At 62.4% G+C, this 2,615-nt stretch carries 3 protein-coding genes; all 3 read right to left on the reverse strand.

Annotated features, from left to right (window positions below; genetic code table 11):
* Positions 1-70 precede the first annotated feature (70 nt).
* Positions 71-1,282, reverse strand: a complete 1,212-nt coding sequence (locus AB4Z11_RS28955; protein WP_442029278.1) for an aminotransferase class I/II-fold pyridoxal phosphate-dependent enzyme — start codon at positions 1,280-1,282, stop codon at positions 71-73.
* A gap of 110 nt (positions 1,283-1,392) precedes the next feature.
* Positions 1,393-2,256, reverse strand: coding sequence for a Kdo hydroxylase family protein (locus AB4Z11_RS28960; protein ID WP_442029279.1), 864 nt, complete (start codon positions 2,254-2,256; stop codon positions 1,393-1,395).
* Positions 2,257-2,303: 47 nt separating this feature from the next.
* Positions 2,304-2,615 (reverse strand): TOBE domain-containing protein (locus AB4Z11_RS28965; RefSeq protein ID WP_442029280.1); only part of this gene is annotated, 312 nt, incomplete at its 5' end.

Below are 2,615 nucleotides of genomic sequence, written 5' to 3' on the forward strand. Positions count from 1 at the left end.
TGCCGATGCGGCCCAGTTAGGGCCGATCATCAACATGTGTACGTATTACATAGAAGGGGCCTGACAGGCCTTAAGCGGCGGCCGGCAGGCGTTCGGTCAGCCGGGTCATGACGTCGATCACGTGATCGATCTGCTTGCGGGTGTGGCCCGCATTCATCATGAAGCGCAGGCGCGCCTGGCCGATTGGCGCGGCCGGGAACTGCACCGAATCCACGTGAATGCCTTCTTCGCGCAGCGCGCGCGCATACGCCAGGCATTCTTCCGCATCGCCAATCACCACCGGCACGATGGCCGTTTCCGTTGACGAGATCTTGAGGCCCAGCGGCTGCAGGCGCGAGACGAAGTAGCGCTGGTTGTCCCACAGGCGCTGGCGGCGTTCCGGTTCCTGTTCCAGCAGGTCCAGCGCGGCCAGCAGGGCCGCTGCCTGGTCCGGCGGCGGTGGGCAGGTGAAGCCGTAGGCGGAGCTGGTCAGGCGGATCACGTCAGCCACTTCCTTCTCCACCGCCACGAAGCCGCCGATGGAGCCAAGCGCCTTGCTCAGTGTGCCCATCTGGATGATGGTTGGGCTGTAGCAGCCGAAGTGCTCGGAGCTGCCGCCGCCGTTCGCACCCAGCACGCCGGTGGCATGCGCGTCATCGACATACAGCATGGCGCCATAACGTTCGGCCAGCGATACCAGGTCGGGCAGGGGAGCGATGGTGCCTTCCATGCTGAACACGCCGTCGGTCACGATGATCGGCGTGACACCTTCCGCGGCCTTCAGCTGCGATTCCAGGTGATCCATATCGCAGTGCTTGAAGGTATGGCGCTCGGCGCCGGACATCTGTATGCCTTCGCGGATGCTGATGTGATTGAACTCGTCCGAGAAGTAAGCATATTTATAACGCTTGCCGGCGCGGAAGCCGTGCAGGCGTGCCAGCATGCCCGCTTTGACCAGCGAGGACAGCACGCCGATATTGGTCATATAACCCGTCACAAACAGCACGGAGTCGGTCTTGTGCTTGAGCGCTGCGAGGCGCGCTTCCAGCTCACGGTACACGTCCAGATCGCCGCCCAGCAGGCGCGATTCGCAGTTGCCGACGCCGTAGCGGTCCAGGCCATCTTTGGCGGCGGCGACGAGGCGCGGGTGGCTGGCCAGGGCCAGGTAGTTGTTGGTACTGAAGGATACGTATTCGCGGCCCGCCGACACGAAGGTCGGATCGGGCAGGCTTGCGTGTGCGTTGCTGTCGTGATGCACGGCGTTGGTCTGCAACCAGCGCCCGATATCGCTTAACTCTTGCATGAAACGGAATCTCGCTTAGGCTAAAGTTCGCCACATTACTGCAAGGTTCATTAATGTCTCATTAAGGAGCGGCGGATCGATGATCCGCCGTCATGCGGACGCGCGGCGCGTCACACGAGCTGGCGCGCGGTCATGCGGGAGAGGATGGCGAGCGGTGAGGCGTCGACGTCGTACTGCGCATCCGGCGGCAGCTGCACCGTGTACTCCATCAGGAACTGGCCCGAGATCACGGAATGCGCCAGCTGGTCCGAGAAGCAGATCCACGCAGTACCGGGTGCGAAGTTGATGACTTCCTGGCGGCAGGTGCGCTGGTATTCCATGTCCTGCTTCATGCCATCGTGAAGCTGCAGCATCAGGTGATCGTACTCGGTGCGGAAGGTCTTGGTCACACCCAGCTTGTTCAGCCAGTCCGCCTGCCAGCGCACATAGGGCTTGGCGCGCGGCACAAAGCGCCTGGCGATGTCCTGGAACGGTTCGCCCACGCGCCACACGCGCGGCACGTTATTGGGATTCACGTTCAGGAACAGGCGCAGCAAACGCTCGCCGCGGTTCGGACGCGAAGGAAAGGCGTCCACGTGCAGGCGGCGGTCGTCCGCGCGCCAGGATTGGACGCGGCTTTCCACCGTCGCCGGGCGGAAGCTGGTCGCGCCGCGCTTCAGGTGGTCGCCATATTTCGGCAGCAGCTGATTCAGCACCGCCTCCGCCTCATTGCGAAAGCGCAGAATCATGGCAGCCAGGATCTTCTGTTCGTCTTCGTTGCCCGCCGCGCCTTTGAGGCGGTCATCCGCGCCCAGGCTGATGTTGCGCGACTTCGGCGACAGGATATCGGGACGGAACAGCTTCAGTTCTTCAGCGCTCGGCGTGAAGGTGAGGTCATTCAGCAGCAGGACTTTGCCTGCTTCCAGTTCAGCGGCGTATTCGAGTTGTTTGCTTGCGAGATTGCTGCGGTCGATTGGGACAGCCAGACTTTCCATAGGTGCCTCAGGTATTTCTCTGTTGTGTAGCCCGCAAGTATAACCGGTCAGGCGGGAACACCGACGATCACGCTGGACGCTTTGAAGATGGCGGTCGCCGTGCCGCCTGGCGCCAATCCCATCGAGGAACAGCTCTCGTTGGTGATGATGGCGGCGATGGCTCCGCCGCCATTCAGACCGATGATGACTTCCGAGTTGACGGCGCCGGTGGTAATGCGCGTGATCTCGCCTTTGAGCCGGTTGCGGGCCGAGAAGCGGGCATCGCTGTCCTCGCTGACCAGAATAATGGACGATGCTTTGACCAGCGCAAAAGCCTCGGCGCCCACTTTCAGACCCAGCGACTCCGTGCTGTCATGCGT

Source organism: Pseudoduganella sp. RAF53_2, from assembly GCF_052113985.1.
Lineage (GTDB): Bacteria > Pseudomonadota > Gammaproteobacteria > Burkholderiales > Burkholderiaceae_D > Rugamonas.

Coding starts and splice junctions, on each gene's coding strand:
- AB4Z11_RS28960 (WP_442029279.1), bottom strand. CDS start 2,256: ATGGAAAGTCTGGCTGTCCCAATCGACCGCAGCAATCTCGCAAGCAAA.
- AB4Z11_RS28955 (WP_442029278.1), bottom strand. CDS start 1,282: ATGCAAGAGTTAAGCGATATCGGGCGCTGGTTGCAGACCAACGCCGTG.